Source organism: Enterococcus sp. DIV2449a, from assembly GCF_051711225.1.
Classification (GTDB): domain Bacteria; phylum Bacillota; class Bacilli; order Lactobacillales; family Enterococcaceae; genus Enterococcus_D; species Enterococcus_D casseliflavus.
Genome location: NZ_JBIOME010000001.1, coordinates 1396112 through 1419277 on the forward strand (window position 1 = coordinate 1396112; position 23166 = coordinate 1419277).

The window sequence follows — 23166 nt, forward strand, 5'->3', positions numbered from 1 at the left end:
TAATAAGATAATAAGACGATATAGAATGGAGTAAGCGCAAATGGTACAATCTCTTAATACAAAAGTGGATTTGACGATCGATGCTACGTCTTTTTTAGGGATCAATGAGTACGGCAAAATCATGATCGGCGATAAAGCCTTTGAGTTTTACAATGACCGTGACAAACGCAAGTTTATTCAGATCCCATGGGAAGATGTCGACTATGTGATCGCTTCGGTCATGTTCAAAGGCCGTTGGATACCACGCTATGCGATCCGCACCAAAAAGAATGGCACGTATACCTTCTCCTCAAAAGAACCAAAAAAAGTCTTGCGAGCGATTCGTGAATACGTCGATCCAGACCATATGGTGCATTCATTAGGCTTTTTTGATGTATTGAAACGAGCCTTCACTCGCAGAAAATAACAAGAGAGCATATATTTTTCCAATTGATTCTCAATATGGTACCCTTTTTATAAGAAAGTTTAGGAGGGGTTAGTATGCACTTTTTATGGACATTGATCGTTGGAGCGGTCATCGGTTCAATCGGTGGTGCCATTGCAGGCGAAAAACGCGGTTGTATTTTTGATATCGTTGCGGGACTTGTAGGCGCATCGATTGGTCAAGGCCTTTTTGGCACTTGGGGACCGCAAGTAGCAGGAATGGCTATCGTGCCAGCGATTATCGGCGCGGTCATTTTCGTGGCAGTCGTATCGTTCTTTTTGGGACGTAAAAGATAATCTAGTAAAACGGAGTAAAAATGATCTAAATATACTCCAAATTGCATGAAAGACTAAACCTGATTTCAACCAGTCATACATTGGTATGTCTGCTGTTTGAAATCAGGTTTTTTTGTTGTCCAAATTTTCTTAATTACAGGAAAATGATTATTTGTAAACATCTATGCGACTGTATATTAACTTTTTGAAATCTTCAAATGATTGACAATTACGAACTTCCTGAATTGTAGGCTGGTCGTTAAAAAGCGCAATCAGCGATTCATATAATTCACGAAACGTTTGTTTGTCTGCTTTATTGATCGCAATTAACAAAACTAAATAAACCGTGTGTTTCCCCCAGCGGATTCCTGTCTTGGAAATAGTAACAGCGATACTAGTTTTTATTGCATCCATCTGTACTGAATGAGGAATGGCAATATTTTGAAAAGCAGTCGCAGCAGCTTCTTCTCTTCGATAGACTTGTTTTTCAAAAGCAGGATCGACATATCCCTTTTCTTCCAAACGTCTACAAAGAAGTGAAAGAACTTGATTTTTGTTTTTCATGCTTGATTTTGTCACAAATAAATCGCTCTCGAAAAACTCGTCAAAATGTTCTCTTAATTTCTGGTTTTTATAATTATTTTGGTTTTTTAGGATGGCTTCTTGAATCAGATCATACTGTTCATGAAGGTTAAATGGAGAGATATGAACGATGGTATCGCTTTTGATCCTTGTGACTGGAATCGTACTGATGATCATATAGTGTCGACATTCGGATACCTCTGATTTAAGTGATTGCAAAGCTTCCTCAGATTGAATACTGTGGACAATGTTTATTTGGTTGCCAAAATCAAGTAATAACGTATTCAAAAGATTAGTACGCAATGAATGATAATCAGGGCACAGCAAAATAACCGGGATCTTCGATTTGTTTTTATTTTGGCGTTCGATTTCAGCACCGATATGCATAGCGATAAAAGCAGTTTCATCTTCATTGATAATTACTTCGTAGGATTCCATTAAATCCAAACTAATATATATAGCCATGTCAAAAATTATCGGGCTATTCAACTTGATATAGTCAGCCATTGGATTGTTGGTGAAACGCTGATTTCTTGATCGAAAAAGCAGTCCTTTGATATGGAGTGAAAACGGTATGGTGAAATCTTCACTTGAAAGATCAATCATATACATTGTGTTGATATCTTGCACATAGCGATTAGTCAAAGAAAGAATTTCCGTTCCAATCAGCTCAGTCACTTCTTGTTTTGTCGTAGACAATGAATAATTGGCGTTTGCTCGAAATAAAATTGACAGTTCTGCTAATTCATAAGGATTTAAATGAATATCAAATTTTTTTTCTATAGAAAGATATAAATCATCCAGTAAGTTTTGTTCTTGTTCAGTTATTGTTGGCAGTAAATATTCATTAGAGCGTAATGGGTTACCTTGATATTTCCGAGTAATCATGATCACAAGATGGAATAGCAGATTTGAGAGAGCAAAATCGTTTAAATAGTAATTATGATTTTTAAAGACATCTTTAATAATACTGTATAAAGCATCGGTATCAAAGTCAGGAAAACAATGTTTAATTTGTGTAATGTCCGTAAAACTGTTGCCTGATTCTTCGCTTATGACATAGCGAATGAGTTTTCGTTTGTCCTTTTCATCGCCAATGATCTGTAAACAATCATTGTTAGATGTAAATTTAACATTGTAGGTTTTGTACATTGTGTTCATTTTTGTCAGTAATGATTTAAGTGTCGAATAGCTGATGCAAAGTGATTCACATAAATCAAATAAATGTAGTTCAGCTGAGGAATGAAAAATTAGCTGCTTAATTATATAAAAGGATCGATCTTCATTGGATTGGGGAATCTGTTGATTAGTTTGCGCTAATAAACTTGGAATAAGCGAATGATTGCTGAGTAGATAACCGTTTCTTGAAGAGATGATAATTTTACTTTCAAAGAGTGTATTTAGTTGAGATACATAATTTTTAATTGATCTTGTTGAAATATTTAGAGCATTTGCTAACTCAATACTGGTTACAATTCGGTTTTCATTGCTGAGGTATTTCAGCAATTCTTGCTGTTTTTCATTAATCATGATGCTCCCGTTCCTTTCTTCATTTAATTCTAACTATAGTTAGAATTGGAAAGCTGCGTCAAGCGTACTTTTGCCCCTTAATGGGAAAATGCTTAGAAGATTCCTTGCCCTTTAAAGTGAAAAAGTTCGGTTGAAGGTCGTAGTACATATTTCCTATAGTGGAGCTATCAAGAAGGAGGAATAAATATGACTAATTTAAAAATACTTCTATGTTGTGGAGCTGGAATGTCGAGTGGATTTCTTGCTAGTAACGCCCGTAAGACTGCAAAGAAAAGAAAATTATCCTTAAATGTAGAGGCAAGGAGTTATACAGAAGTGAATGATTATTTATCATCTATTGACATTTTGATGATTGGCCCGCATTACGCAAGTGAATTATCAAAATATGAAGCATTGGCATCCCCCTACAATGTTCCTGTTGTGGTAATCCCGCAAGATGTATACGCGCAGTTAAATGGAGAAAAACTTCTGGATATTGCTCTTCATAAAATCAATGAGCGCAAGAGTTGATCGTTTCTAAAAGGCAAAATATCTGTTTTTACTGAAACTAAAAAAGGAAGTTATGAATATGAAAAAATTTATGAATTGGCTGACGAATTCGTTTGCCCCAACCATGAACACTTTTTTCTCAAAGCCTTGGCTGGCTGCTCTTTCAAGCAGTATGCAAAAAATCATTCCATTTATTTTAACCGGGTCACTTATCTATTTTTATAATGTGTTTGTATCGTTTTTTCCAGCATTACCTGATCTTTCTCCGATTTTAAATTTTAGCTTTGGACTGATTTCATTAATTGTCGCTTTCATGATGGCAAATCAGTGTATGGAGAAACTTAACCATCCGTTTTATATTACCAATGCGGGCATTACTTCAGTCTGCGTATTATTGATGGCGGTCATTCCACAAGAAGAAAATACAGATAGTTTATCTGCCTTTCTGGGAAACTTGGGACCATCTGGAATTGCTGTTGGGATGGTTATCGGTCTTTTTGTATCGCTCGTGTTCCATTTATGGGCTAAGGTTCGTTTCATGGAAGGGAGCAGTGTACCCGACTTTGTGACTGGTTGGATAAACACCATTGTGCCGAACGTTATTGCTCTAGGAATTACAATGGTTTTGGTGAATGTTCTTCATGTGAATCTCTTTGAAGTGATATTAGCTGCTTTTCAACCAGTTGCCTCAATAGGACAAACCTTACCTGGGTTTATATTAATCTGTTTTGTTCCGGCATTCTTCTATACGATGGGGATTTCAAGTTGGCTTTTTGGTGCAGTTACCACACCAATTTTTCTAGCAGGTATCCAAGAAAACATCGAGGCTGCTACTGCAGGAGGAGTGGCTCAAAATATTGCAACAAGTGAAGCGGTTTTTACGCTAGCGTTTATCACAATGGGTGGTATGTGTGCAACATTAGGTCTGAATATCTTGATGTGCTTCTCAAAATCCAAGCAGCTGAGAACTTTAGGTCGTGTCTTTCTTGCCCCGTCAATTTTCAATATTAACGAACCAGTTATGTTTGGGGCTCCAGTGGTATTCAATCCGCTGTTGATGCTTCCAGCTTGGATAAACTCTATTGTCGGAGCGTTGTATGTTTGGTTTCTGATGAGCACTGGCTTACTCAACATCCCTTCTAAAATGATCCAAGTCGGACAAGTGCCTGCGCCGATCTCAAGTGTGATGGTAACAGAAGATTTACGAGCTGTGTTGTGGTGGGTACTCTTATTTATTTTATATTTGGTTATCTGGTATCCATTTTTTAAAGCTTATGAAAAAGAAAAGCTCATAGAAGAATCACAAGCAGTAGAACTAGAAATTTAGGGATTGGAGACGAGCAAGTTTATGGAAGAGCAATACGAAAATGAACTAATACCAATAGCTATGCAAATCATTATTCATGCCGGAGATGCTAGAAATCTATTAGTTGATGCAATGAAAATGGCAAAAATATTTGATTTTTCTGCTGCAGAAAAAAAGCTTTTTGAAGCTGAAAAAAAAATCGTGTTAGCACATAAAGCACAAACAGAAGTTATTCAAAAAGAAGCCAACGGACACTATTATGAGATATTTTTACTGTTTGTTCATGCACAGGACACCTTAATGACAATTAATTCCGAAGTTAAGATGACAAAAGAGATGATTGATATTTTGAGAATAGTTGAAAGAGGGCAAAAAGAATGAAACAATTTCCAAAAAATTTTTTATGGGGCGCAGCCACGAGTGCTTATCAAGTGGAAGGCGCGGCATTGTTAGATGGCAAAAAAGCATCTCAGCAAGATGTGATCAATGAAAAAAGCTTTGAAGAAAAGGGGTTTGCTTCTGCAGAGATCGCGAGTGATCATTATCATCATTACAAAGAAGATGTTGCATTGATGGCAGAAATGGGGTTTTCAACCTACCGATTTTCAATTTCTTGGTCTCGAGTTTTTCCTGATGGTGTTGGCGAAGTAAACGAAAAAGGAATTGAGTTTTATCGAAAATTGATTGATGAGCTTTTAACTTATGGAATAGAACCAATCGTTACACTGTATCACTATGATTTACCATGGGCTCTTGTCGAAAAGTATCAAGGGTGGCTGGATAGACGAATTGTTGCAGATTTTGAATATTATGCGAAGTTTGTTATCAACGAGTTTAAAGATAAAGTTAAGTATTGGACGACTATTAATGAACAGAGCATTATCGTCCAGTATTGGACACAAAAATGTTATATCCCGAAAGAGCTTCAGTCACAAAATCAGTTGCGTTATCAAATCAACCATCATATGAACCTTGCACATGCGACGGCCTGTAAATTGGTGCATGATTTAGTGCCCGACGGATTAGTAGGAGCTGCTTTAGGGTATGCACCGATTTATCCTCTTACATCTAAACCAGAAGACGTATTGGCTGCTTTAAATGCCCATGACTTAAGAAATGCTTTCTACTTAGATATTTATTTCAAAGGCATTTATACAGAGTCGGCAATGACTTAACTCCAAGAAAATCACTTGGCACCAATTGTTGAGCCAGGGGATATGGACTTAATTAGAGAAGGATATTCAGATTTTCTTGCATTAAACTATTATGCAAGTGAATGTGCAAAAGCTTGCCCTAAGGAGTCAGGGAAAGCAATACGATACAGCGGCGTTAATCTTTCTGGAAAAAAAGGAGAGATTTCTGGTTTTGAAACACATCCTGGTTTTTACGAAATGTGTAAAAATCCCCATCTTGATACAACTGATTGGGATTGGGCGATTGATCCATTTGGATTAGAATATGCGTTCAGAGATATTTATACTCGTTATAATAAACCCTTGATGATTACAGAAAATGGCTTAGGAGCATTCGATGAACTTACTCCAGAAGGAAAAGTGCATGATGAGTACCGCATCTCCTATTTAAGAGACCATATTAAAGCGATAAAGAGAGCAATGGAAAAAGGGGTTGAGGTCTGGGCTTACTGCCCTTGGTCAGCGTTGGATTTACTGTCCACAAGTAACGGAGTCAAAAAACGTTACGGTTTTATCTATGTTGATCGGACTGATGATGATCCGAAAGATTGCGCTCGTATCAAGAAAGACTCTTTTTATTGGTATCAAAAGGTTATCCAGTCTAATGGAGAAAATTTATGATTGTGAATCATTTAGGAGGAGAAGAATGACAAAAAAAAGTTTTCCAAAAAATTTTTTATGGGGCGGAGCAGTTGCAGCTTGCCAAATTGAAGGTGCTTTTGACAAAGATGGACGCGGTTTATCAACTTCTGATATTCATGCGTTTGATCCTGAATTAAATAGAAGCAACATAAAAAAAGAAGGCGGCGGGACATTAGCTGAGATAAAGTTTGCTTCAACAGATTGTACCAACTATTACCCTAAACGGTTGGGAATTGATTTTTACCACACGTATAAAAAAGATCTTGCCTTGTTGAAAGAGCTGGGATTAAAAGCATTTCGAACAAGTATCTCTTGGTCAAGAATTTTCCCTAATGGCGATGAAATGCGGCCAAATGAAGCTGGGTTAAAATTTTATGATGATCTGATAGCCGAAATTATCAGTTGCGGTATGGAACCAATTATAACAATGAGCCATTATGATATGCCGCTTCATCTGGTGACAGAATATGGTGGTTTTGCAAATCGTAAAGTAATCGATTTTTTCGTACGCTACGCAAAAGTATTACTAAGTCGATACAAAGGAAAAGTTAAATATTGGATTATCTGTAATCAAATCAATTTGGTACCAACCGTTCAGTTTGGTAGTTTAGGTATTTATGATGACCAATCTGATAATATGGAACAACTGATGTATCAGGCGGTACATCATCAGTTTGTAGCTGGAGCCAAAGTTATCGAATTAGGGCGAGAAATTGATCCAGATGCTAAACTAGGAACAATGGTCGCAGATGCAACATTTTATCCGGCTAGCTGCAAACCAGAGGATATAGTCTTAACGATGAAAAAAAACCGTATGCAGTACTATTTTACTGATGTCCAATTGCGAGGAACATATCCAGAATTTGCGTTGCGCTATTTTAAAGATCAAGGGTTTTCTATCGAGATGCATCCGGCAGATCTGCCATTACTAAAAGAGAATACGATGGATTTTCTAGCGATTTCTTACTATTATTCACGTATCGTCGACGCATCCAAAAATACGATGGCACCATTTGATGGTGAACAAAATCCATATTTGAAGCCCACTGCATGGGAATGGCGAGCAGATCCTTTAGGTTTTTACAATTGCTTATCTCAATACTGGGACCGCTATCAAGTTCCTCTCATGATTGCCGAAAACGGCTTAGGTGCAATCGATACAATCGAACAAGACGGAACCATTCGAGATCAATATCGTATTGAGTATTTGAAACAACATATTGTACAACTAAAAGAATGTATCAAGGACGGTGTTGATATTCTTGCTTATTTGAGCTGGGGACCTATAGATTTAGTCAGCTCTTCCACTGCAGAAATGAGCAAACGTTATGGGTATATTTATGTTGATTTAGATGATTATGGTAAAGGAACCAGGGAACGCATCAAAAAGAGCTCCTTTTATTGGTATCAAAAAGTAATTGAAAGCAATGGAGAAGAATTGTAGAGCAAAGACCGTCTAGTTTTCTAGATGGTCTTTTTGATAACTTGAGGTCCCAAGTTTCTGAAGGTTCATTTTTTAGAAAACTTTTCGCTTGCTTTCCGCTTTTTCTGGAAGTTTGTTATAATACTATCGTATAGAACAAGAAAGTAGGGAACGATACATGTTAAGAGTTGAAAAATTACGTGAAGCAATGAGAAAAGATTCGATTGATGGGTTCTTGATCACCAGCCCATACAATTTGCGTTACTTGACTAACTTTACTGGGACAACTGGTTTAGCAGTCATTACGTTGGACAAAGCTTTTTTTGTAACAGATTTCCGATATACAGAGCAAGCAGCTGCCCAAGCTCAAGGTTTTGAGATCGTAAAAAATAGCGGACCGATTTTTGAAGAAGTTGCAACTATCTGCCAAAAGGAAGAAATCAATGTCTTAGCATTTGAAGAAAGTTTCGTCAGCTTTGCTGAATACTCCGTCTTAGAAGACTTGATCGAGGAATCATCCCTTGCCCCTGTATCGGGTATGATCGAGGCTTTGCGGGAAGTCAAAGATGAGGAAGAGATCGCATTGATCCAACAAGCCTGCCATATCGCTGATCAAGGATTCGAACATATTTTGAAAATGGTCCGCCCAGGAATGACAGAAATCGAAGTGGCGAATCAGTTAGATTTCTTTATGCGTTCATTAGGTGCCACAAGCGTATCTTTTGAAACGATCGTTGCTAGTGGGCTGCGTTCAGCAATGCCCCATGGGGTTGCCAGTGAAAAAGTGATCGAACAAGGCGATCTGATCACGTTAGACTTTGGCTGTTACTATCAAGGCTATGTGTCTGATATGACTAGAACCTTTGCAGTAGGAGATCCTGGCGATAAATTGAAGGAAATCTATCAAATCGTACTTGAAGCGCAAGAAAAAGTCTTGGCCGCAGCAAAACCTGGAATGACCGGAATTGAACTAGATGCGATCGCTCGGGATCACATTGCTTCCTTTGGCTACGGAGATGCCTTTGGTCATTCAACAGGTCATGGGATTGGTTTAGAGATCCACGAAGGACCAAATGTATCCTTCCGCGCTGATAAAGCATTTGTTGTCGGAAACGTCATTACAGATGAACCAGGAATCTATCTTCCAGGAATTGGCGGCGTTCGTATCGAAGATGATCTTTTGATCACCGAAACTGGCAATAAAGTGTTGACCCATTCACCGAAAGAATTGATCATTCTCTGATTCATCGACCTTGTTTTTCAGAAAATTCATTGAGAATAGTGGGTTATTATAGATTCTCAGTGCAGAAAATGATAAACTTAGAGCGAGAAGAAACACTGTGCCATGGATGTTATTGATTGAATCAAGCGTTGGTTTGCTTCAATCGGAAAAAACGAGCGATTTTTTTACAAACAATACGGTACAGCTGTTTAGAATGGAGGCAAAAACGTATGAATGAAGATAAAAACCTTGTATTAAATGCAAGTCCTGAATTAGGCGAGATCGTCATCGCGCCAGAAGTGATCGAGATCATTATTGGGATCGCTGCTTCTAAAGTGGAAGGTGTCTATGGGATGCGAGGAACACTGGCAAACAGTGTCACTGAATTACTAGGTCGTGCAGCTCATGGCAAAGGAGTCTACTTAACGATCGATGAAACAGGGATCAAAGTGGATATCTACTGCTATATCACTTATGGGATGTCAGTGCCTAAAGTGGCAATGGAGATCCAAGAGCGGGTCAAACAGCAAGTCTTATTTATGACAGATGTGCAACTGGCTGAAGTAAATGTTCATGTTGTGGCAGTCGTGCCAGAAAAAGTAGATTTACCAGACATCGAAGAATTATTTGGAAACGATGAGGAAGAAAATGAGTAAAGAATTATCACGGCATGAAATACGGAAAATGGCGTTACAAGCTTTATTTCCACTAGACTTTAATAAAGATTTAACGAAACAAGATGCCATCATGCATGCCATCGAGTTGGAACACCATGAATTGATCGATGAAGAACAAGAGCATTTTGTGCCTGTTTATTTAGATCAATTAGTGGCAGGTGTTTGTCATTACAAAGAAGCCTTGGATGAAGTCATTCAAAGTCATTTAAAAGCCGGTTGGAAAATCCAGCGTTTATCAAAAATGGACGTGACGATTTTACGAATTGCTTTGTATGAAATGATCTATGTGGATAATGTGCCGAATCGTGTGGCTTTGAATGAAGCGATCGAATTAGCGAAAACCTTTAGTGACGATCAGTCCAGAAAGTTTGTCAACGGTATTTTATCGACAGTCAATCAAGAGCTAGAAACAAAAACCAACCAAGTAAGTGAGTAATTTTCAGCCCTAACACGATCGATCAAAAGAGATCAGCTTTTTTTCGATCGAGTCAGAAACCGAACGATTTATGAGCAACCGCCTTGTTTTGACGGTCCTGCTTGATCGTTCGGTTTTTTTGCACGCACTTTGTCGGTTTACCCTCGTTTTTTCCGAAAAAAGGGAGCCTTAGACGGTGTTTTTCTTTTCAGAAAATGCTATGATAGAAAACATGAAGAAGCATATCGACAAACGATTGGTGCGTTTCTTTTTACAAAATAAGTCAGTATAATCAGGTTGGAGGAGTTGTCAGAATGGGTACATTGATCAATGGAAAAGAATTGGCTGAAAAAATGCAAGCAGCGTTTCTTTCAGAGACAGCAACACTAAAAGAGCAGGGTGTGACACCGGGATTAGTTGTTTTGCTTGTTGGAGAAGACAAAGCGAGTCAGACTTATGTGAAAAATAAAGAACTAGCTGCGGCGAAAATCGGTATCAATTCCCGTGTTGCCCGCTACCCTGAATCCATTACTGAGGCAGAATTATTAGCAGAAATCGAACAGTTCAATAACGATGATGCCTTTCATGGAATTTTGGTTCAACTTCCTTTGCCAAAACATATCAATGAAGAAAAAGTACTGTTAGCCATCAAACCAGAAAAAGATGTCGACGGTTTTCATCCAATCAATTTAGGAAAATTATTCGCAGGTGTACCTGACCGAATTCCTTGTACCCCTTATGGCATCATGAAAATGTTTGCTGCGTATGGGATCGAATTGGAAGGGAAAAATGCCTTAGTGATCGGGCGCAGCAACATTGTCGGAAAACCAATGGCGCACTTGCTCTTGGGGGCAAATGCCACCGTGACTATTGCTCATTCAAAAACCAAAAATCTGCCCGAGTTGGCAAAACAAGCGGACATTTTAGTCGTGGCGATCGGCCGCGGTCATTTTGTCACAAAAGACTTCGTAAAAGAAGGGGCTGTGGTGATTGATGTTGGGATGAATCGTGATGCCAACGGCAAGTTGATCGGCGATGTGAAATTTGATGAAGTCGAACCGATCGCTAGCTATATCACACCGGTACCTAGAGGTGTAGGTCCAATGACGATCACGATGTTGATGGCCCAAACGATCGAGGCAGCAAAGGAGACAATGAAAAACTAAATGGCGCAAGAATATTTAACGGTAACCGCATTAACAAAATATATCAAGCGTAAGTTTGACGTCGATCCGTATCTAGAGCGGGTTTATTTGACGGGGGAGATCTCCAATTTTCGTCGGCGCCCCAATCACCAATACTTTAGTTTGAAGGATGATGGTGCAAAAATTTCGACCGTCATGTTCAAAGGCGCTTTTGACAAGCTGCGCTTTCAACCAGAAGAGGGCATGAAAGTCATGGCGGTTGGGCGTATCACTCTGTATGAGGCAAGCGGAAATTACCAGATGGTGATCGATCATATGGAACCAGACGGTGTCGGCGCTCTTTATCAAGCCTATGAACAATTAAAGCAGAAATTGGCAGCAGAAGGTTTATTTTCTGCACCGAAGCAGTCCTTGCCGAAATACCCGAAACGCATCGCGGTTTTGACCAGTCCTAGTGGAGCGGTGATCAGAGATATCATCACGACGACACAGCGGCGTTACCCCATTGCTCAGATCGTTTTGTATCCAACCGTGGTACAAGGCAATAAAGCTGCGGACGATGTGGTGAAAAATATCCAACGAGTCGAAGCCGATGGGACCTTTGATACTATGATCATCGGACGTGGGGGTGGATCGATCGAGGACCTCTGGCCTTTCAATGAAGAACGAGTGGCAAGAGCCATTTTTGATGCAAAAACCCCCATTATTTCTTCAGTGGGGCATGAAACCGATACGACGATTGCCGATTTAGTGGCGGATGTGCGTGCGGCAACTCCGACCGCCGCTGCTGAATTAGCGGTGCCAGTGCTGTCGGAGGAGATTTTGCGGATCGAAGAAAGACAAGCCCGATTAGAGCAAGCATTTATGCACCAGATCCAGTACAAACAAGAACGCTATCAGCGAGTGATTGGATCGTATATTTTTCGACAACCAGAGCGCTTGTATGAGGCACAGTCCATCAAACTCGATCAGTTGCAGCAGCGGATGCAGCAAGGCTTGCAAACCTTGCTTTATGACAAGGATCGCCAGGCACAGCAATTGATTTCACGGTTGGCACAACAACAACCAAAAGCGCGATTACAAGCCAGCAATCAAGAGGTCAGCTATCTTTCTCAACGCTTAACGAAAGCCATGAAAGATATCTATGCAGCAAAAGAAAATCAATTTGCAAATGCAGTCCAATCCCTTGATTTGCTAAGCCCACTAAAAATCATGGGACGCGGCTACAGCTATACCACGAAAAATGAGCAGGTGATCAAATCGATTGATGCGATCGAGCCAGAAGATCAGCTGACGATCCATTACCAAGATGGCCAAGCACTGGTCGAAGTTATTAGTACAGAAGGAGTTAATCATGGCAAATCCAACATTTGAAAAATCATTACAAGAATTAGAACAAATCGTAACCCGTTTGGAACAAGGCGATGTTCCATTGGAAGAAGCGTTAGATGCTTTTCAAAAAGGCATGGTTTTGAGCAAGCAATGCAAGGACACTTTGAGTAAAGCGGAAAAGTCCTTAACAAAAATGATGACAGAATCTAACGAAGAAGTGCCTTTTGAAGAGGAAAACCAATGAGTGCTTTAACAGAATTCACAAAAGAACACGCCCCATTGATCGAAGAAGTCATGGAACGCTTTGTCAAAGAACACACTTCTGATCAACGATTATTTGAAAGCATGCAGTATTCGATCCAAGCCGGCGGCAAACGTATTCGCCCGCTTTTATTGGCAGCAACAGTCGCCGCTTTTCACAAACCCATCAATACCGCGGTGTACCAGTGTGCAGCAGCCCTAGAAATGGTGCATACGTATTCGCTGATCCATGATGATCTGCCAGCAATGGACAACGATGATCTGCGTCGAGGCAAACCCACCAACCATAAGGTTTTTGGTGAAGCTTTAGCGATTTTAGCTGGAGATGGTCTTTTGACGGCTGCGTTTCAATTAGTCGCTATGGCGGAAATCGAAGCCAATCAAAAAGTCTTGCTGCTGCAGCAGTTAAGCAAAGCGGCGGGCACGCAAGGAATGGTCGCCGGTCAAGCAGCCGATATTCAAGGGGAAAACCAAGCTCTTAGTCTTGAGGAACTGATGTCTGTTCATGAACGGAAAACCGGCGAATTGATTCGCTTTGCGGTGATTGCCGGAGGTGTCTTAGCCGACCAGACGGAAGAGGTTCTGCATGAATTGGATCGCTTTGCCCAGCATATTGGGTTAGCCTTTCAAATTCGCGACGATCTGTTAGATGCCACTAGTACGACCGAAGAGCTAGGCAAAGTTGTCCGCCGAGATGACGAGTTGGCGAAAAGTACCTATCCTGCTTTACTTGGCTTAGCAGGCGCGCAGCAAGCCTTGACTGAAGAATTGGGCAAAGCCAAAGAAATTCTGGCACAATTAAGCCAATACGGTCAATTTACGCCGGATGTTTTATTGGCATTTGTGGAACGATTTGAGATTCGAGGGAACGCATGAAGAAAGAACGAGTAGATGTTTTAGCTGTCCAGCAAGGCCTCTTTGAGACCCGCGAGCAAGCCAAACGAGGAGTGATGGCTGGATTGGTGTACAAAGAAAAAAACAATGAGCGCCTAGATAAGCCTGGAGAAAAAATTGCCGCAGATACACTGCTGCAGATCAAAGGGAAGAAGCTGCCTTATGTTTCTCGTGGTGGTCTCAAGTTAGAAAAAGCACTCAAAGTTTTTGATTTTGACGTAACCGATAAAATCATGTTAGATATCGGCGCTTCCACCGGTGGCTTTACTGATGCGGCGCTGCAAAATGGCGCCAAAAAAAGCTATGCACTGGATGTCGGTTACAATCAGTTAGCATGGAAGCTGCGGCAAGATGAGCGAGTGATCGTAATGGAACGGGTCAACTTCCGTTATGCAAAACCAACAGACTTCCTGGATGGTCTTCCTGAAGCCGCTACGATCGATGTTTCTTTTATTTCACTTAAACTGATCTTACCTCCCCTTTACGATATTTTGGTAGCGGATGGCGAAGTGATGGCGCTGATCAAACCACAATTTGAAGCGGGCAAAGAAGCGGTCGGAAAAAATGGGATCGTTCGTGACCCCAAAACCCATGAACGAGTGTTGGAGGAAGTACTGGCATTCGCTAAGAAAACAAAATTCGATGTATTAAACCTAAGTTTTTCACCAATCACTGGTGGCGAAGGGAATATCGAGTTTATCGTACATTTAAAGAAAAGCCTGCAAGAAGGCACCGCAGCAGGGATCGACATCCCGAAAGTTGTTGCATCAGCACATGAGACCTTTCATCAACCAAAATAAAGAATGGAAGAGAGTGGACATTTTACTTGTCGGCTCTCTTTCTTTCTTGCGCAAAATAGGATAAAATTAGTAGGAATTCATTCAGGAGGAACAAGAGATGAGAAAAAAAGAACGGCATCGCTTGATTACACGATTGTTAAGTGAACAAGATATTCAGAAACAAGAAGATTTTGTCGAGTTGTTAAAAGATCGCGGCGTCTCAGTCACACAAGCAACCATATCAAGGGATATCAAGGAATTGAAGTTAGTGAAAGTTCCTTCCCAAAAAGGCGGCTATCGCTATAGTATTCCACAAGAGACAACGGAAGACGTGAGTGGTAAACTAGATAAAATCCTAAAAACGGCGTTTGTTTCTGTCGATCGAATGGACAAATTTGTGATCCTGCGCACACTGCCTGGCAATGCTTCGGCTTTGGCGAATTTGATCGATAAGCGTTATGCCAAAGAATTATTTGGCACGCTAAACGATGATGACAACGTCTTGATGATCACCAGAACAGAAGCAGATACCGAGAACCTATTCAAGGATTTCCAACGTTACGTATAAAAGAGGAGGCAAGGGATGCTTTTAGAATTGTCGATCCAAAATTTTGCGATTATCTCCAACCTGCACCTGTCTTTTAATGAGGGGATGACGGCTCTAACAGGTGAAACAGGTGCTGGAAAATCAATCATTATCGATGCGATGGGCTTACTAGCAGGTGGCAGAGGATCCAGTGACTATTTGCGTCAAGGCGCAGAAAAATGCCGTTTGGAAGGGATTTTTGAATGGCCGAATCAGCAGGAGTTCAAAGAGCTGACCGCAGATCTGGGTATTGATGAAGAGGAAGTTCTGATCGTGCAACGGGATATCTCTCAATCGGGTAAAACTATTTGTCGTGTGAATGGTCGAACTGTTACCTTGTCGGTTTTGCGCCAAATCGGCTTGTTTTTAGTTGATATCCAAGGACAAAATGAGCATCAAGAGCTGCTGCAGCCAGAAAAACATTTAGCGTTGATGGATGGTTTTGGAGATGATGCCTTTAAAGCGGAACTTGCAAGTTACCGTCAAGCCTATCAAGCCTATCGCTCCTTAGAAAAACATGTGCGGACCATTCAAGAAAATGAGCAGCTCTATGTGCAGCGAATGGACATGCTGCGTTTTCAACAAGAAGAGATTGCCCAAGCGGAATTGATGGAAAATGAAGAAGAGCAGCTGATCGATGAACGAGAAAAACTGACCAATTATCAAAAAATCGTGGATGCTCTAGGGCAAAGCTATGGCGCTCTATCCGCCGAAGAAGTTAATAGCCTAGATGGGGTCAGTGTAGCTCTATCAGAAATCCAGTCGATCGCCCATCTTGATCCCGCGTATGAAAAAATCAGTGAAGCGATTCAAAGTGCGTATTACTTGTTGCAAGATGCAGCCACTGATATTTCGCGGCAAGTCGACAACCTTGAATTAGATGAAGGCCGACTGGAAGAAGTCATTTCACGGCTGGAAACGATTCGTCAATTGAAGCGCAAATACGGGGAGTCGATTCCTGTGATCCTTGCTTATTATGATGAGATCAGTAAAGAAATCAGCGAATCAGCCTATACGGAAGGTCAGTTGGAGCAATTAGAAGAAGAGCTTGCCCAAAAAGCTGAAGCAGTTTGGCAGCTGGCGGAAGCCTTGCACGTCAAACGACGTGAATTGGCTCATCGTTTAGAAAAAGAAATCGTTCAAGAGTTAAAAGAGCTGTATATGGAGCACGCGCAATTTGAAGTACGGTTTGCATCTGGCTCAAAACAATTAAGCAGCAGCGGCTTTGATACCGTGGAGTTTTATTTGACCACCAACCCCGGTGAAGGCATGAAACCGTTAGTGCGAGTTGCTTCTGGAGGAGAGCTTTCCCGAATCTTATTAGCGCTTAAATCGATTTTCTCCCGCAAGCAAGGAATCACTAGTATTGTCTTTGATGAGGTGGATACTGGGGTCAGTGGCCGAGTAGCTCAGGCGATCGCCGAAAAAATCGCCAAGATCGCTGCGAATTCGCAAGTCTTGTGTATCACCCACTTGCCGCAAGTAGCGGCTGTGGCGGACAATCAATATTTTATCGAAAAAGCAATTCAAGAAGGTCGGACAGAAACCCATGTCCGTAAATTATCAGAAGAAGAACGAGTGGCTGAGATCGCCCGTATGCTCTCAGGTGCAGAAATCACCGATTTAACAATCGAACATGCACGAGAACTATTGGCGCTGGCTCACCGATAAAAATTGGAAACACTTATAGAAAGATTCAGGAGATGATGGACCCGCAAGTTTCGTCTGCCATCCTTTCCTGATCTTCTTTTTTGCAGGAGGACATGATGAGAAAAAGAACAAAAGTCTTGATCGGTGTATTGATCACCGTTGTTATTTTAACTATTGCCGGTTGGGTCGGTTGGCAACAACTGCATTACCCAGCAGTGGATGCTGCAGTTACAGCTGCGAAAGAGGCAGATGATGAGGGAAATGTCCTCTATTTTGCTGGAGATGAAGAAAAGCCTTTGGTTATTTTCTATCCTGGTGCGCTTGTCGATGCCGAAAGCTATAGTGTATGGGCAGCAGGTTTAGCGGAAAAAGGCTATCCTGTCGCGATCGTTAAAATGCCCTTTAACATGGCTGTTTTAGCAGGCAATCGTGCAGAAGAGGTCTTGAAAGAAATTCCCCATAGCTCCTATGTCATTGGTGGTCATTCATTAGGTGGCGTCATGGCAAGCCGTTTTGCAGCGAATCAGTTGGCTGAAAACGACAACGAGTTAAAAGGCGTCTTTTTCTTTGCTAGTTACCCAGATGAAAAAGGATCCTTAGCTGATCAATCGATTGCTGTGTTGTCACTCTCAGGCAGTCAAGACCAAGTAGTGAATCAAGAAAATTGGCAAGCTGCCCGCAGCCTCCTTCCAGAAACTACGACGTTCCAAACGATCGAAGGCGGCAATCATGCTGGCTTTGGTACCTATGGGTTACAAAAAGGAGAAGCCGCCGCTGATTTATCAAATGAAGCGCAGCAAAAAGCCATCGTTGAGCAGATGGCGGCATGGTTAAGTGAATTAGAATAAAAAAAGACGGCAGAAGATGCATAGGAATGCTTCTTTCTGCCGTTTCGATTCAACAGACATTTTGGGGAAATGTTGATGAAATCGTGAAAACGCTGAACATAACAACATATTGTACTTGATTGGGGAAGCAAGATTAATAATTATGTTCTTTTTAAAATACGTTTCCTCTCACAGTATAGCACAGCATACCTTCTGGATGCACGTAATTTAATTAAGAAATCTTGTCATTTTATTTACAAAATAGTTATTTTGTAAAAGAAAAAAAGCGTTTTAAATAAAGGGACAGACTCAGCTCAAGAAAAAAAAGCAAATAATAATTTTCATTGATTTCAACTAATGGTAAAATGAAAATAATTGATTTTTATAATCAATGACTTTCGAAAGTACAAGGAGCGTTATGATGAAAAAATTAAAACTTCTAAGTCCTATCATCGGATTGGTTATTTTACTCTCAGGATGTGCAAGCTGGGCAGATCGAGGAGAATCGATCACAGCAGTCGGGTCTTCTGCCTTGCAGCCACTCGTAGAAACCGTTGCGGAAGAATTTCAAAACTCAAATCCTGGGCGATTTATCAATGTCCAAGGAGGCGGGAGCGGCACTGGGTTAAGTCAAGTCCAAGCAGGCGCAGTCGATATTGGGAATTCTGATTTGTTTGCAGAAGAAAAACCGGGGATCGATGCGGATGCACTCGTTGACCACCGAGTGGCAACGGTGGGTATCACACCGATCGTCAACAAAGGCGTCGGGATCACGGATATTTCAACAGAGGACTTAAAAAATATCTTCTTAGGAAAGATCACCAATTGGCGTGAAGTCGGTGGAAATGATCTGCCCATCGTTTTGTTGAATCGGGCGACTGGAAGCGGCACGAGAAGTACGTTTGAAAAATGGATCATGGATGGTGAAACAGCGATTCCTTCCCAAGAGCAAGATTCTAGTGGGATGGTCCGTTCGATCGTTTCAGATACACCAGGTGCCATCAGTTATGTTGCATTTTCTTATGTAACGGATGAAGTCAACGTCCTTTCGATCGATGGGGTTCAACCAACGATTGAAAATGTAACGACCAATGATTGGAAAGTTTGGGCTTACGAGCATATGTATACAAAAGGAGAACCAACGGGATTAACCGCTGAATTTCTCGAATATATGCTTTCTGATGAAGTACAAGAGCATATCGTCGGGGATCTGGGTTATATTCCAATTTCCATCATGCAGGTGGAACGTGATTGGGAAGGCAACATCGTCGAGTAATCTTTACACAAAATTTACACAAGCTTTAACAGAAATTGATGTTGAACCGATAAACTAATGGTTATGAGTTTAGTTTGATTTTTGAGGAGGAACCCTCGTGGAAAATGTAAAAGAAGTGTTAACAAAAAAATCCAAGCGCGCAAGAATGGAACAAAGAGGAAAGCTGGTTAGCTTTCTATGTATTGCGTTGATTGTATTGGTTGTGATCTCCATTTTTTATTTCGTTGCTAGCCGTGGATTAGCGACATTCTTTGTAGACAAAGTCAATGTTTTCGACTTTTTGTTTGGTACGCAATGGAATCCAAGTGCTGTTGGTCCTGATGGCCAACCATTAGTAGGTGCTTTACCGATGATCCTTGGTTCGTTCTTCGTAACCTTCCTATCAGCGATCGTCGCAACACCATTTGCGATCGGTGCAGCAGTCTTTATGGTGGAGATCTCCCCTCGTAACGGAGAGAAGATTTTGCAGCCCGTTATCGAACTATTAGTCGGTATTCCTTCTGTAGTTTATGGTTTTATCGGTTTGTCTGTCATTGTACCTGCAGTCCGTTCGGTTTTTGGCGGTACAGGGTTTGGGATCTTGGCGGGGACCTTTGTCCTATTTATCATGATTTTGCCGACAGTGACTACGATGACTGTCGATGCGTTACGGGCAGTCCCTCGGCACTACCGTGAGGCATCCTTAGCTTTAGGTGCAACACGCTGGCAAACGATCTATAAAGTTGTTTTACGAGCAGCTGTCCCTGGGATTTTAACGGCAGTTGTTTTCGGAATGGCTCGCGCATTTGGGGAAGCATTGGCGATCCAAATGGTTATCGGTAATGCGGCATTGATGCCGACGAGCTTAGTGACACCTGCATCAACATTGACATCGATCTTAACCATGGGTATTGGGAATACGATCATGGGAACAGTCCAAAACAACGTTCTATGGTCACTAGCCTTGATTCTCTTATTGATGTCCTTACTATTTAACATTGTCATTCGCTTCATTGGGAAGAAAGGAGCATTGAAATAATGAATGCAAAACGTTCAGATAAAATTGCTACCGGCGTCTTGTATGCTGTTGCTGGAGTCATTGTTTTGATTTTGGCTTCCTTACTATTGTACATTTTGGTACGTGGTATTCCCCATATCAATTGGGAATTTCTGACTTCTTCTTCAAAAGCGTACCAAGAAGGTGGCGGGATCGGCATCCAATTGTTCAATTCCCTTTACTTGCTTTTAGTGACAATGATCATTAGTTTTCCGATTTCTTTAGGAGCAGGGATCTACTTATCAGAATATGCGAAGAAAAACTGGTTGACGGATATCATTCGGACATCGATCGAAATCTTGAGTTCACTGCCTTCTGTGGTTGTCGGTCTCTTTGGTTTCTTAGTCTTTGTTATCCAGTTTGGTTATGGCTTTTCGATCATTTCAGGTGCCTTGGCATTGACTTTTTTCAATTTGCCACTATTGACTAGAAATGTGGAAGAATCTCTACAAGCGATTCATTATACGCAGCGTGAAGCGGGCTTGTCTTTAGGCTTATCCCGTTGGGAAACTGTCACACGCATCATTGTTCCAGAAGCAACACCAGGAATTTTGACTGGGGTCATTCTAAGTTCTGGTCGGATTTTTGGTGAAGCGGCAGCGCTGATCTACACTGCAGGACAAAGTGCACCGGCCCTTGATTTTACAAACTGGAATCCATTGAGTGTTTCCAGCCCGATCGGTCTTTTCCGACAAGCGGAGACGCTGGCAGTCCATATTTGGAAAATCAATACAGAAGGTACGATGCCTGATGGCGCTCAAGTTTCAGCCGGGGCTTCGGCGGTATTGATCATTGCCGTCTTGCTATTTAACTTTGGCGCCCGTGCAGCTGGCAAACGGTTGTACAAGAAAATGACGTCAGCATAAGGAGAATGACAGTATGAACGATTACAATTGGGACGATCGAAATATCATTACCTTCGATAAACCAGAAGATGTGGCGCTTTATACCACTGACTTACATGTATGGTATGGATCAAATGAAGCCATCAAAGGCATTGATCTACAATTTGAAAAAAATAAAATCACCGCATTGATCGGACCTTCCGGTTGCGGTAAATCAACGTATCTGCGTTCTTTGAATCGAATGAATGACGGGATCGCAAACACGAGAGTCACAGGAAACATCATGTATAAAGGAGTCGACGTCAATACAAAAGAAGTCGATGTCTTCGAAATGCGCAAGCGGATCGGCATGGTTTTCCAACGACCAAATCCTTTCAGTAAATCGATCTATGACAATATCGCCTTTGCTTTACGCCGTCATGGAGAAAGAAACAAAAAGAAATTGGATGAAGCAGTCGAAACCAGCTTGAAACAAGCGGCTCTTTGGGATCAAGTAAAAGACAGTTTAGACAAAAGTGCTTTGGCATTGTCCGGTGGACAGCAGCAACGTCTGTGTATCGCTCGAGCAATTGCGATGAAACCAGATATCTTACTTCTAGATGAACCAGCCAGCGCCCTTGACCCCATCTCGACCGGGACAGTGGAAGAAACCCTCATCAACTTGAAAAACGACTATTCTATCATCATCGTGACCCATAATATGCAGCAAGCTGCTCGGATCAGCGATTATACTGCCTTTTTCTACTTAGGAAATGCGATCGAGTACGATGAGACCCGTAAGATATTTACTCGTCCAAAAATTAAAGCAACAGAAGATTACGTATCCGGTCATTTTGGCTGAGCCGATTCGATCAGTAAACGGAGGCAAAACAATGGCAGAAGAAATTATTACATCGAAAGATCTGCATTTATACTACGGAAAAAAAGAAGCATTAAAAGGAATCGACCTTTCCATCAAAAAAGGCGAGATCACTGCAATGATCGGACCTTCAGGTTGTGGGAAATCGACCTACTTGCGTTCTCTTAATCGAATGAATGATTTGATCCCTGGTGTGACAATTACAGGAAGTGTTGTCTATAAAGGGAAAGACATTTATAGTCCAAAGCAAGACATCGTTGATTTGCGCAAAGAAATCGGGATGGTTTTTCAACAACCGAATCCTTTTCCCTTTTCAATTTACGAAAATGTGATTTATGGGTTAAAATTAAAAGGAGTCACGGACAAGGAGATTCTTGATAAGACGGTAGAAGAAAGCCTGAAAGCAGCTTCTGTCTGGGAAGATGTCAAAGACAAACTTCACCAAAGTGCGCTTTCTTTATCAGGTGGACAACAGCAGCGGGTTTGTATCGCTCGGGTATTGGCTGTCGATCCAGAAATCATTTTGCTGGATGAACCAACCAGTGCGTTAGATCCCATTTCATCAGGGAAAATCGAGAATACCCTTCTAGCACTGAAAGAACGCTACACCATGATCATCGTGACTCACAACATGTCACAAGCTTCAAGAATCTCAGATAAAACCGCGTTCTTTTTGGACGGCAACTTGATCGAGTTCAATGACACGAAAAAAGTGTTCCTAAGCCCAAGCAAAAAAGAAACAGAAGATTATATCTCAGGAAGATTTGGTTAGGAGGAAAAGGGATGTTGCGTACACAATTTGAAGAAGAATTATTAAATTTACACAATCAATTTTATGAAATGGGGATGCTAGTCAGCAGTGCCATTCATAAATCCGTGCGAGCATATGTCAGACATGACAAAGAAATTGCACAGGAAGTAATTGAAAATGATTTGGCGATCAACAATATGGAAGTTCGTTTAGAAAAAAAGAGCTTTGAGATGATTGCTTTGCAACAACCAGTAACGACCGATCTACGAATGATCATTACTGTAATGAAAGCCAGCTCTGACTTGGAGCGAATGGGGGATCATGCGGTATCCATCGCGAAGTCAACGATTCGGGTCAAAGGTGAAACGCGGATTGCTGAAATCGAAAAAGAAATCTCTGATATGTCGGATTATGTCAAGAAAATGGTCGATAATGTTTTAGTGGCGTATGTAAAGACCGACCAAGAAGATGCCCGTATGATCGCTCAAATGGACGATCGGGTCAATGAATATTACAAAGACATTTATTACAAAACGATCGAGAGTATGAAAGAAAATCCAGAAACAGTTGTCAGTGGGACCGATTATTTATCCGTTGCTCAATACTTGGAACGAATCGGTGACTACGTAACGAATATTTGTGAATGGATCGTGTATCTTGCTACTGGGAAAATCAGTGAATTGAATACAAACCGTACGGAAATGATTTAAGAAACCAGCTTGGGTTCTTGATCACATATCTCTTTTA

At 41.1% G+C, this 23166-nt stretch carries 24 protein-coding genes and 1 pseudogene; 24 read left to right on the forward strand and 1 reads right to left on the reverse strand.

Annotated features, from left to right (window positions below; genetic code table 11):
* The first annotated feature begins 40 nt into the window (after positions 1-40).
* Complete coding sequence (locus IGI76_RS06540) at positions 41-406, forward strand: DUF956 family protein (protein WP_005225766.1); 366 nt, start codon at positions 41-43, stop codon at positions 404-406.
* A 74-nt stretch (positions 407-480) separates the two neighbouring features.
* Positions 481-720, forward strand: a complete 240-nt coding sequence (locus IGI76_RS06545) for a GlsB/YeaQ/YmgE family stress response membrane protein (RefSeq protein ID WP_005225767.1) — start codon at positions 481-483, stop codon at positions 718-720.
* 147 nt (positions 721-867) lie between these two features.
* Here IGI76_RS06545 and IGI76_RS06550 read toward each other — a convergent pair whose 3' ends face one another.
* On the reverse strand, positions 868-2811 hold the full coding sequence (locus IGI76_RS06550; protein ID WP_194192930.1) for a BglG family transcription antiterminator: 1944 nt from the start codon (positions 2809-2811) through the stop codon (positions 868-870).
* 186 nt (positions 2812-2997) lie between these two features.
* On the opposite strand from IGI76_RS06550, the gene IGI76_RS06555 reads away from it, so the two are divergent.
* The 22 genes and pseudogenes from IGI76_RS06555 to phoU all read left to right on the forward strand — a co-directional run bounded on the left by IGI76_RS06555 (position 2998) and on the right by phoU (position 23129).
* Positions 2998-3321: a PTS sugar transporter subunit IIB gene (locus IGI76_RS06555; RefSeq protein ID WP_074535685.1), complete on the forward strand. Its 324-nt coding sequence runs from the start codon at positions 2998-3000 to the stop codon at positions 3319-3321.
* A 58-nt stretch (positions 3322-3379) separates the two neighbouring features.
* Entirely contained in the window at positions 3380-4627 is a 1248-nt protein-coding gene (locus tag IGI76_RS06560) for a PTS sugar transporter subunit IIC (protein ID WP_194192929.1), read from the forward strand.
* Positions 4628-4648: 21 nt separating this feature from the next.
* The gene (locus IGI76_RS06565) at positions 4649-4987 is read left to right on the forward strand and encodes a PTS lactose/cellobiose transporter subunit IIA (RefSeq protein ID WP_074535687.1); all 339 of its coding nucleotides are present in this window, start codon (positions 4649-4651) and stop codon (positions 4985-4987) included.
* Positions 4984-6420: pseudogene (locus tag IGI76_RS06570) on the forward strand (glycoside hydrolase family 1 protein). The gene IGI76_RS06565 and the pseudogene IGI76_RS06570 overlap by 4 nt, the downstream one beginning before the upstream one ends.
* Positions 6421-6445: 25 nt before the next feature.
* Positions 6446-7885: a glycoside hydrolase family 1 protein gene (locus IGI76_RS06575; RefSeq protein WP_194192927.1), complete on the forward strand. Its 1440-nt coding sequence runs from the start codon at positions 6446-6448 to the stop codon at positions 7883-7885.
* 157 nt (positions 7886-8042) lie between these two features.
* Positions 8043-9107 carry a M24 family metallopeptidase gene (locus tag IGI76_RS06580; RefSeq protein WP_005225769.1) on the forward strand — a complete coding sequence of 355 codons (1065 nt, stop codon included), beginning with the start codon at positions 8043-8045 and terminating at the stop codon, positions 9105-9107.
* A gap of 209 nt (positions 9108-9316) precedes the next feature.
* Positions 9317-9742 carry an Asp23/Gls24 family envelope stress response protein gene (locus IGI76_RS06585; RefSeq protein ID WP_005225770.1) on the forward strand — a complete coding sequence of 142 codons (426 nt, stop codon included), beginning with the start codon at positions 9317-9319 and terminating at the stop codon, positions 9740-9742.
* A complete protein-coding gene (nusB, locus tag IGI76_RS06590; RefSeq protein ID WP_081116530.1) occupies positions 9735-10199 on the forward strand; it encodes a transcription antitermination factor NusB in 465 nt (154 codons plus the stop codon). The genes IGI76_RS06585 and nusB overlap by 8 nt, the downstream gene beginning before the upstream one ends.
* 293 nt (positions 10200-10492) lie before the next feature.
* Complete coding sequence (locus tag IGI76_RS06595; RefSeq protein ID WP_005235351.1) at positions 10493-11344, forward strand: bifunctional methylenetetrahydrofolate dehydrogenase/methenyltetrahydrofolate cyclohydrolase; 852 nt, start codon at positions 10493-10495, stop codon at positions 11342-11344.
* Positions 11345-12697, forward strand: a complete 1353-nt coding sequence (gene xseA, locus IGI76_RS06600; protein WP_194192926.1) for an exodeoxyribonuclease VII large subunit — start codon at positions 11345-11347, stop codon at positions 12695-12697.
* Positions 12678-12899, forward strand: a complete 222-nt coding sequence (locus tag IGI76_RS06605) for an exodeoxyribonuclease VII small subunit (RefSeq protein ID WP_194192925.1) — start codon at positions 12678-12680, stop codon at positions 12897-12899. Before xseA ends, IGI76_RS06605 begins: the two co-directional genes overlap by 20 nt.
* Positions 12896-13792 (forward strand): polyprenyl synthetase family protein, encoded by an 897-nt coding sequence (locus tag IGI76_RS06610; protein ID WP_194192924.1) that lies wholly within the window; start codon positions 12896-12898, stop codon positions 13790-13792. The genes IGI76_RS06605 and IGI76_RS06610 overlap by 4 nt, the downstream gene beginning before the upstream one ends.
* On the forward strand, positions 13789-14610 hold the full coding sequence (locus tag IGI76_RS06615; protein ID WP_005225776.1) for a TlyA family RNA methyltransferase: 822 nt from the start codon (positions 13789-13791) through the stop codon (positions 14608-14610). Before IGI76_RS06610 ends, IGI76_RS06615 begins: the two co-directional genes overlap by 4 nt.
* Before the next feature lie 97 nt (positions 14611-14707).
* Positions 14708-15157: an arginine repressor gene (argR, locus tag IGI76_RS06620; protein ID WP_005225777.1), complete on the forward strand. Its 450-nt coding sequence runs from the start codon at positions 14708-14710 to the stop codon at positions 15155-15157.
* A 15-nt stretch (positions 15158-15172) separates the two neighbouring features.
* Entirely contained in the window at positions 15173-16846 is a 1674-nt protein-coding gene (gene recN, locus IGI76_RS06625) for a DNA repair protein RecN (protein ID WP_194192923.1), read from the forward strand.
* A gap of 95 nt (positions 16847-16941) precedes the next feature.
* The gene (locus IGI76_RS06630) at positions 16942-17673 is read left to right on the forward strand and encodes an alpha/beta family hydrolase (RefSeq protein WP_194192922.1); all 732 of its coding nucleotides are present in this window, start codon (positions 16942-16944) and stop codon (positions 17671-17673) included.
* Between the two features lie 400 nt (positions 17674-18073).
* Positions 18074-18928 carry a phosphate ABC transporter substrate-binding protein PstS gene (locus IGI76_RS06635; protein WP_060792430.1) on the forward strand — a complete coding sequence of 285 codons (855 nt, stop codon included), beginning with the start codon at positions 18074-18076 and terminating at the stop codon, positions 18926-18928.
* Between the two features lie 97 nt (positions 18929-19025).
* Complete coding sequence (pstC, locus tag IGI76_RS06640) at positions 19026-19946, forward strand: phosphate ABC transporter permease subunit PstC (protein WP_005225781.1); 921 nt, start codon at positions 19026-19028, stop codon at positions 19944-19946.
* On the forward strand, positions 19946-20830 hold the full coding sequence (gene pstA / locus IGI76_RS06645) for a phosphate ABC transporter permease PstA (protein ID WP_005225782.1): 885 nt from the start codon (positions 19946-19948) through the stop codon (positions 20828-20830). The genes pstC and pstA overlap by 1 nt, the downstream gene beginning before the upstream one ends.
* 13 nt (positions 20831-20843) lie before the next feature.
* The gene (gene pstB, locus IGI76_RS06650; RefSeq protein WP_005225783.1) at positions 20844-21650 is read left to right on the forward strand and encodes a phosphate ABC transporter ATP-binding protein PstB; all 807 of its coding nucleotides are present in this window, start codon (positions 20844-20846) and stop codon (positions 21648-21650) included.
* 31 nt (positions 21651-21681) lie between these two features.
* A complete protein-coding gene (gene pstB / locus IGI76_RS06655) occupies positions 21682-22440 on the forward strand; it encodes a phosphate ABC transporter ATP-binding protein PstB (protein ID WP_005225784.1) in 759 nt (252 codons plus the stop codon).
* 11 nt (positions 22441-22451) lie between these two features.
* Positions 22452-23129 carry a phosphate signaling complex protein PhoU gene (gene phoU / locus IGI76_RS06660; protein WP_010748004.1) on the forward strand — a complete coding sequence of 226 codons (678 nt, stop codon included), beginning with the start codon at positions 22452-22454 and terminating at the stop codon, positions 23127-23129.
* Positions 23130-23166 lie beyond the last annotated feature (37 nt).